The following is a 7,406-nucleotide window of genomic DNA, read 5'->3' on the forward strand; positions in this document are numbered from 1 at the left end:
AGCTTTAAACAACGTTAGAAATAAAATTTTAGCACGCAGTTTTGCAGTAATTAAAAGAGGTACACCTTTTGTAAATATAGCCGCAACAAATTATTGAATTAAGGCTTGTTTTTTACCTTGGAATACGGCTATGATTTCGTTGCGGAAAAATCCGCAGGATTCTTTCCGCCGTAGCCGAAAGATAGCAAATTTGAGTTGAATTCCGATTAGGAATTCAACCGCAATGAATTATAGCCATTGTTGTAAAACGTTTTTATTTTCGGATTAATTCAGTTTGATTTATAAAAAAATCTTTTCTACTAATGTTTTCTTCGAAAAACCTTAAAAGTTCAGATTCAGATTCAAATTCTTTTCCTCGCAGTTTGTCATTTACTTCAGAAAAGATAAGAGTGTTTCCCTTAACTTTAAAGCCATAAAAAACATTTGTGATGCTGTTTTTGTATTCAGATTTTATATTCATAATCTCAAAACCTTTTATTGTTTTTGAGAACGAAATTAATTCATCTGTTTTATCCTTGTCCTGAAGCAGTAATTTATAAGTTTTTTCTCCGTGCTTTATGATGGTAACTTTTTCGTCATTATCTTTTAAATTGTACCATTCTCCAATTAATTCAGGATTAATTTTTTCATCATTCGGTAAGCTGAATTTAGATTCTAAAGCACAGCTTATAACCAAAAATAAAATCAAAATTCCGACAATTTGCTTTGTATATTTTTTCATTTCAAATGTTTTACAACATATAGATAAACACACTAGTGTGTTTATTTTTATTATGTATATATATACCTACAAATCTAACAGATTTTTTATAAAATCAAAGCAGTGTTTTGGTATATGTGTGTGAATTTGTGTGGTTTGGGAGCTAATTAAGTAAGGGTTCTTGAGGCAGAGGAATTTTTGATAGGAAATTATGAGTAGATCTGTACCAAGCAATTGGTTATACACGTCTTAAGTTTACAATTCATAGTTCTATATTTAAATTGTCAAAAAATCAACAAATCTTAACTCTTTCATTTATAGATATTCTCAAGTATTTTAATGATTTTTATCGACAAATAGTTAAAAAATCAGTTTAAATACATAAATTGCCAGCTTTAACCCAGATTAGACTTTCTTTTTCTCTATCGATGAGTTGAATTTAGTCGAAACCTAAAACATCCAACTTATGATTAAAACTACACTGGTAGCGTGTCTGTTTATTGCTACACAATTAATTTATTCTCAAGAAAGCTTGACAGCTTCAGGAGGTGAGGCCACAGGAAATGGTGGATCATCGAGTTACTCGCTTGGGCAATTGGTATATACTACCAATACAGGAAGTAGTGGTTTAGTTACTCAAGGAGTGCAACAAGGTTTAGAACTCTTTACTTTAAGTAATGCAGAACTTACCACAGTAAATTTACGTGCTGTTACTTATCCTAATCCTACATCAGATTATGTGGTATTAGCGATAAGTGATGCAACTCTTACCGATTTAAGTTATGTGCTTTATGACTTACAAGGTAGAGCTGTTAGAAAAGGTCTAACAATCCAATCTAACACACAAATAAATGTGGAAAGTTTGGCAACAGGCACTTATGTGCTTAAAGTAACCCTAGACAACAAAGAATTAAAAACATTTAAAATTATAAAAAAATAACATTAACCTATTATGAGAAATTTTTACACTTTTTTAGTAGCAATCATGACAACTGTAGTCACATTTGCACAAGCTCCAGAGAAGATGAGTTATCAAGCTATTGTAAGAGACAGCGGAGATAATTTAGTAAGCAACCAAACAGTAGGCATGCAAATAAGCATTTTACAAACTACGGCTACAGGAACTGCAGTATATGTAGAAACCCAAACACCAATGACAAATGTAAACGGTTTAGTAACATTAGAGATAGCTACAGGTACTGTAGTAAGTGGAGATTTTGCGAACATAGATTGGTCAGCAGATAACTACTTTATAAAAACGGAAACAGACCCTACCGGAGGCACAAACTATACCATAACAGGTACTAGTCAATTATTAAGTGTTCCTTATGCCATGTATGCAAAGACATCTGGAAATGTACAAACTTACGCTACAGGTACCAATGGAACGGACTTTAATATTTCTACCGTTGGTGATGAACATACGTTTAATATACCAGATGCAAGTGATTCTGCACGTGGTTTAGTAAGTACTTCAAATCAAACAATGACTGGAGACAAAACATTTACTGGAACTGTTGCAGCTTCTTCCAATTTGGTTGTTGGAAATAATTCAATTACTCCAGGTGCTGCTTTGGAAGTTACATCTACTACAGGAACATTTTTACCACCTAGAATGACAACAGCACAACGAGATGCATTAGTGTCTGTACCTGATGGGAGTATAATATATAATATAACAGATAAAAAAGCACAGGTAGCAATTTCCTCGGTAAATTCTGATTTAGATCAATCTCGTTGGGGAGATTTTGCTGGAGTAAACCTAATTTCATCTGGTCAAGCTATGGGACAAACTTTTACTGCAACTTCTTCAGCTTCAGTTACTCAAATAGGATTCTACGGGACTTATCGTAATGGATTAACAGGTACTATTACATCTTGTAAAGTATATGATGGATTTGGAGGAACCTTATTAGCAACATCGCCTGATACCAGCACATTAGATAATGGAAACAATATACATTTATTTACGTTCTCTGGACTTACGTTAACATATGGACAAACATATTATGTTGAGTTTGAAATGACTTATAGTGGTGGAGCATTATATTCTTATGGTGGACAACCATACGCTGGAGGATCGGCTTATTTTAATGGTACAACTTCTAGTCTGGATTTACCTTTTAGGGTTTTCCATCCAGCGAGTTCTTTAGATTGGGAGAATTTACATTAATTGTCACTCATATTTTAATGGTATTGATGGAGTCTTGTATTTTATAAAGATAACAATTGTTTTAGAAATTTAGACAAGCAAGAATTAATACAAATAATAAACCAATAGCGCTACAAATAGGTGCTGTTGGTTTATTTGATTTTTTGAATAATTAATGGTAACGGTTAGGCTATGATTTTGTTGCGTGTTTCAGCAACTAATTTAGCAAATAAAAACCTAATAGAAAATCCGTGAGACACGAGCACAAAGTGCGAACTGTACGTTAGTAAATTTTGCTTCGCCAGTTCGCACTTTGTGCTCGTGTCAGAAGTAGGCGAGAACAGCGCCATTACTTATAGCTATTGTTGGCCACTGTGCTTTTATGTTTAAAATCCAAAATTCATTTTGTTAGAAAACTTTGCAATTAAAAAATCAGAAACGATTGAAGGATTGTCTTTCCTAACGATTACAATTGATGCAGTTTCAAATGCTCCTAAATCCTTAAAATTTTCTCCTCTCAATTTGATGTGTCTTTTAGTTCCAAACACCAAAAACCCCATTTCTTTAAGTTCCGCAATTTCTCCATTAAGTTCAATTCCGAGTTTTGCGATATCAGTCATTCGCATATCCTCAAGAATATCAATGTAGTCTTTTAAAAGGTCAAATAGATTTCCAACTTTTTCAGCTTCTTCAATTGTATTTAGTTCTTCATTGTCAAAATCAGACATATGAACTCCATTTATTATGTCGAGTAGTTGTTTTCCAGATTTTATTAAAGGTAAACTTCTAATATTTTCTTGGTCGTTTGCAAATGCTGTAACATCTTTTTCTAAAGTTGTTCTAACCCAATTCTCGTGATTCTGTTTAAATTGTAATAATTTTTCGGTTGTGTAAATTTCAGTTAAATCATCAATTCTTTTGTGGTCATTTGCGCACAACAACATTAGATTATTGTAATCATCATAATTGCCTTTAAAACTGGGATTTGCTCTTGGTCCTTTCCCTTTTTCGGAAACAATATGGCATTCTTGTCCGATTATTAGATTTGAGTTAGAACTTTCAACTTCTTGAACTAACTCAATTCGACAAAGTATACATCTATTTCCAGATTTTGCCCATAAGGCTTTTCTTGTTTTGTCGGTTATTGCCATTTACGAAGTTCGTGGTTTTTGCATTGTGGCTAACTGTCTCGTATAGGATTAGTTGCGTGGTTTAAGCAACTAATTTAGCAAATAAAAACCTAATAGAAAATCCGCGAGGATTTTGCTTCGCCAGTTCGCACTTTGTGCTCGTGTCAGAAGTAGGCAAGGGCAGAGCCATTACTTATAGCTATTGTTGGCGGTAGTTATTTTAGTTTTTAAAATTTTTTGTTAAATGACTTTCCGTTAAATATATAAACTTGACCATCTGCCATACCAAAAAGTAAATTATTATCATTGTCTTTATAAATAGTCCAAATCATTGGTTTCAATAATTTATCATTGATAGTATAATTTGTCAAAGTTTTACCGTTATATTTCCATGCTCCTGAATCTCTATCTCCAAACCAAATATTCCCTTCTGAATCTTCTTCAATGGTAAAAACGGATTGTAATCCTGTGTTTTTAGTAAATTGTCCAGTTCTGGTATTTTCGTTAAACTCATTTTTTGGAATTAATTTTCCTTGTTCCTCCGAAAAATGTATTGTTGAATCTCCACTTTTAAGGATTACACCAATTCCATTGTTTCCTATCCAAATGCGCCCTTTTGAATCGGCTAATATGCTTCGTATATGGATTTGCTCATGATCTTCGAGATTTAATGTTTCATGTCCAAAAAAATCTACTACTTTACCATCATAGCTATATAATGCTGAATAAGTTGCAATCCAAACGCGTTCTTCTTTATCTGTTGATATACCTGTTACACCAAATGAATTATTGGGGTCAATATGTTTAGGCTTTGGAAAGATTAGGTAATTCATATTCATTCCGTCAAAACGATTTATTCCATCTTCTTCTCCTGCATAAAACCATAAGTTACCTGTAGTAGCATTCCAGTCTGATTTTGGAGCATTAAACTCGGTTGAATAGCTCATTAGTTTATTTCCATTATAGCTATTGACACCTCTAGCTGTTGCAATCCAAATTATTCCGTTTTTATCTTCTTGAATTGAACGAATTTGATTGTCTATTAAACCGTCATTAGTTGTAAGGTATTTAAATGTTTTTCCATCAAAATAGCATACTCCTTCATTATGACTTCCTAGCCAATAAATGCCTTTACTATCTTGAAAAATTGCACGTACGCCTGAAGTAAATTTTAAGGTGTCGGTTTGCAAGGTATTTACCAATTCTGGCTTAATTACTTCTGTTTTGAGAGGTTTGTTATCTATGCAAGAAAAGTTTAGTGTCAATATGAGTATTAGGTAAATTAATTCTTTTTTTCTGTTCATTTTGGGTTTTAATAAATGACGCACAGCGGTTTGCATATGGTTTGTTGGGTGGTTTAAGCACCTAATTTAGCAATTAAAAACCGAATAGAAACGAGTAGGAAGTGCGAACGGTACTTTAGTAAATTTTTGTAAGTAGGCTCTCATTAGCAAAATCAGGATTGATATATGATGATGCTTATAAAAGTACTTTAGCGAAAAATTAATAGATTTTTACTTGTTTTTTACCACAGTACTTTGTTATGTGCTGGCTTTTTTAATTTTCAACGATTTGTTTATAATATTAGTTATTTTTCCAATTCCGATTATAATTGAACCTTCTCGAAATTCAAATTCCGTTCCAACATCTAATTTGTTTTCATAAAGAATAGTAGAACTCATTGTAATTTTGGCTAAAACTGTTTCTCCAGGATTTACAATGTCAATTCCAATGAAGGATTGTTTTCCTGATGTCTGAATTTCTGTAAAATCAAACTTAAGTTGTGGACGATATCCTGAAATGGCAGGTGTTCTTCTTCCACCTTGTTCAGTCGTTTTATATTTCAGTTCCGCTATGAAATCTGCATTATCAATCATCAATTTTTAATTTATTTCCAATATTCAGATTCTCAAAAAAACTTAATTGCCGCTCAAATAAATATCCATTAGCAATGAATTCCATTTTATATTCATTCGTTTCGATATTCAGTTCCATTTGGTCAATTGAATATTCGTGAAGCCAAAATCTAAAATATCGAGCTTTTAATATAGAAACTCCGAGTTTTAACAAAATCCACATTGGTGATAAAAAAAATGGATTAATACTTTCTTTTCCGCGTTTGAGTGAGATTCCAATAATGTTTTCATTCGGAATAGGAATAGCAGTTAATTTATTGGAATAATTCGCACGCAATAAAATTCCGCCAGTTCGCTTTTCAAAGTTGCATTTCGAGTCATTTTTCAGAGATTCAGTTTCGGGATTTTTCGTTTTAAATGATTTTAAATAAAATCCTGTACTTCCAATCGCTTTCGGTTTTCGCAAATCGATTTCGGCAAGTTTTCCAATCTGTCTTATTATTGATTGTTCAGTCATTTTATTTTTAGTTCGAATCTTTCTTCAGCTTGCACATAACGGTTCGTGTAAGGATAGTTGCGTGATTAAGCAACTAACTTAGCAAAAATGGAACGAACCAGAGGAAAATCCGTAGGATTTTCCGAGTAGGCTAGAACCAAGCAATTATTTTTACACATTGTTGTAGTGCGTTTTTATTTCAGTTAAAATTTAATCCACAGTCGGGACATTTATTATCAGATTTACTTATTCTATAACCACATGCTGGACATTTGTCCGTTACCTGATTTATGATGATATTCTTTAATTTATTCCGAGACTTTTTTTGATTTTTAAAAGTCAGTTTAGTTTTTTTAAAATATGTTGTGTCAATTTCTAACCAGATTGATTTATTCTCTTTTGTTTCGATTATTCTATATTTTTTATCATTCCATTTGACTACTGTTCCGTTAATAGTAATCGCTAAGAAACTAAATTTAGTTTCAGAAGGTTTTGCAAAAGGGCTCTCTTTCCAGTCTTCCTTTCTAACGTAAAGAATATCTAATAACGTTAATTTTTTCTCTTCTAAATAATTTAGAATATCTGGCTTATAAGATTTGAAATGTCGCCTGTAGAGTAATTTTGCTTGTCCAATCGTGAGGAACATAAGAAATGACATTCCTAAAACAATTATTATAATTTCTGGTATTGACAAATTATCTCTTTTTAATTCATTAAATGGTCAAATAGTTTATACTTTCCTCAAATGCACTACAACGGTTTGTGTATGGTTTCGTTGCGTGAAAATCCGCGAGGATTTTCCGCCGTAAACCAAAGATAGCAAAAGTGCGAGGACTTTCCGACAGGAAAGTCAGAAGCAATGAACTATACACGGCTTAAGTTTACAATTCATTAAATTTAAACATAAATCAGAAAAGACAAAAGAGAGGAATAAGGTTATTATACACGCAGAAGCTTAAGACTTCGTCAACATTGAAAATCCCCTCTCTTTTCTACACAGATTTCGTACAGTTCTATGAGGCTTTTAGACCTCGATTTTAAGTCGTAGAAACTCGCGTAGCTTGTCCTTTCA

At 32.6% G+C, this 7,406-nt stretch carries 8 protein-coding genes; 2 read left to right on the forward strand and 6 right to left on the reverse strand.

Features of this window, described 5'->3' with window-relative positions; genetic code table 11:
* Positions 1-253 precede the first annotated feature (253 nt).
* Complete coding sequence (locus ABD690_RS13380; RefSeq protein ID WP_344731107.1) at positions 254-721, reverse strand: hypothetical protein; 468 nt, start codon at positions 719-721, stop codon at positions 254-256.
* Positions 722-1,166: 445 nt separating this feature from the next.
* Here ABD690_RS13380 and ABD690_RS13385 point away from each other — a divergent pair, with 445 nt between their 5' ends.
* Together ABD690_RS13385 and ABD690_RS13390 are read left to right on the forward strand one after the other, a co-directional pair.
* Positions 1,167-1,640: a T9SS type A sorting domain-containing protein gene (locus tag ABD690_RS13385; RefSeq protein ID WP_344731108.1), complete on the forward strand. Its 474-nt coding sequence runs from the start codon at positions 1,167-1,169 to the stop codon at positions 1,638-1,640.
* A 12-nt stretch (positions 1,641-1,652) separates the two neighbouring features.
* A complete protein-coding gene (locus ABD690_RS13390) occupies positions 1,653-2,873 on the forward strand; it encodes a hypothetical protein (RefSeq protein WP_344731109.1) in 1,221 nt (406 codons plus the stop codon).
* A gap of 365 nt (positions 2,874-3,238) precedes the next feature.
* Here the strand turns inward: ABD690_RS13390 and ABD690_RS13395 are convergent, their stop codons facing one another.
* The 5 genes from ABD690_RS13395 to ABD690_RS13415 all read right to left on the reverse strand — a co-directional run bounded on the left by ABD690_RS13395 (position 3,239) and on the right by ABD690_RS13415 (position 7,028).
* Positions 3,239-4,003: an HNH endonuclease gene (locus tag ABD690_RS13395; protein ID WP_344731110.1), complete on the reverse strand. Its 765-nt coding sequence runs from the start codon at positions 4,001-4,003 to the stop codon at positions 3,239-3,241.
* A gap of 206 nt (positions 4,004-4,209) precedes the next feature.
* Positions 4,210-5,286, reverse strand: coding sequence for a ligand-binding sensor domain-containing protein (locus tag ABD690_RS13400; RefSeq protein ID WP_344731111.1), 1,077 nt, complete (start codon positions 5,284-5,286; stop codon positions 4,210-4,212).
* A gap of 237 nt (positions 5,287-5,523) precedes the next feature.
* Positions 5,524-5,859 (reverse strand): EF-Tu C-terminal domain-related protein, encoded by a 336-nt coding sequence (locus tag ABD690_RS13405; protein WP_344731112.1) that lies wholly within the window; start codon positions 5,857-5,859, stop codon positions 5,524-5,526.
* The gene (locus tag ABD690_RS13410; RefSeq protein WP_344731113.1) at positions 5,852-6,355 is read right to left on the reverse strand and encodes a hypothetical protein; all 504 of its coding nucleotides are present in this window, start codon (positions 6,353-6,355) and stop codon (positions 5,852-5,854) included. Before ABD690_RS13410 ends, ABD690_RS13405 begins: the two co-directional genes overlap by 8 nt.
* A 178-nt stretch (positions 6,356-6,533) precedes the next feature.
* A complete protein-coding gene (locus ABD690_RS13415) occupies positions 6,534-7,028 on the reverse strand; it encodes a zinc ribbon domain-containing protein (protein WP_344731114.1) in 495 nt (164 codons plus the stop codon).
* Between the last annotated feature and the right edge of the window lie 378 nt (positions 7,029-7,406).

The sequence above is a fragment of the Corallibacter vietnamensis genome (assembly GCF_039537875.1).
In the GTDB taxonomy this organism is placed as follows: Bacteria; Bacteroidota; Bacteroidia; order Flavobacteriales; family Flavobacteriaceae; genus Corallibacter; species Corallibacter vietnamensis.

Excerpts from the sequence above, each read along its gene's own strand:
- ABD690_RS13380 (WP_344731107.1), bottom strand. The coding sequence starts at position 721 with ATGAAAAAATATACAAAGCAAATTGTCGGAATTTTGATTTTATTTTTG.
- ABD690_RS13385 (WP_344731108.1), top strand. The coding sequence starts at position 1,167 with ATGATTAAAACTACACTGGTAGCGTGTCTGTTTATTGCTACACAATTA.
- ABD690_RS13390 (WP_344731109.1), top strand. The coding sequence starts at position 1,653 with ATGAGAAATTTTTACACTTTTTTAGTAGCAATCATGACAACTGTAGTC.
- ABD690_RS13395 (WP_344731110.1), bottom strand. The coding sequence starts at position 4,003 with ATGGCAATAACCGACAAAACAAGAAAAGCCTTATGGGCAAAATCTGGA.
- ABD690_RS13400 (WP_344731111.1), bottom strand. The coding sequence starts at position 5,286 with ATGAACAGAAAAAAAGAATTAATTTACCTAATACTCATATTGACACTA.
- ABD690_RS13405 (WP_344731112.1), bottom strand. The coding sequence starts at position 5,859 with ATGATTGATAATGCAGATTTCATAGCGGAACTGAAATATAAAACGACT.
- ABD690_RS13410 (WP_344731113.1), bottom strand. The coding sequence starts at position 6,355 with ATGACTGAACAATCAATAATAAGACAGATTGGAAAACTTGCCGAAATC.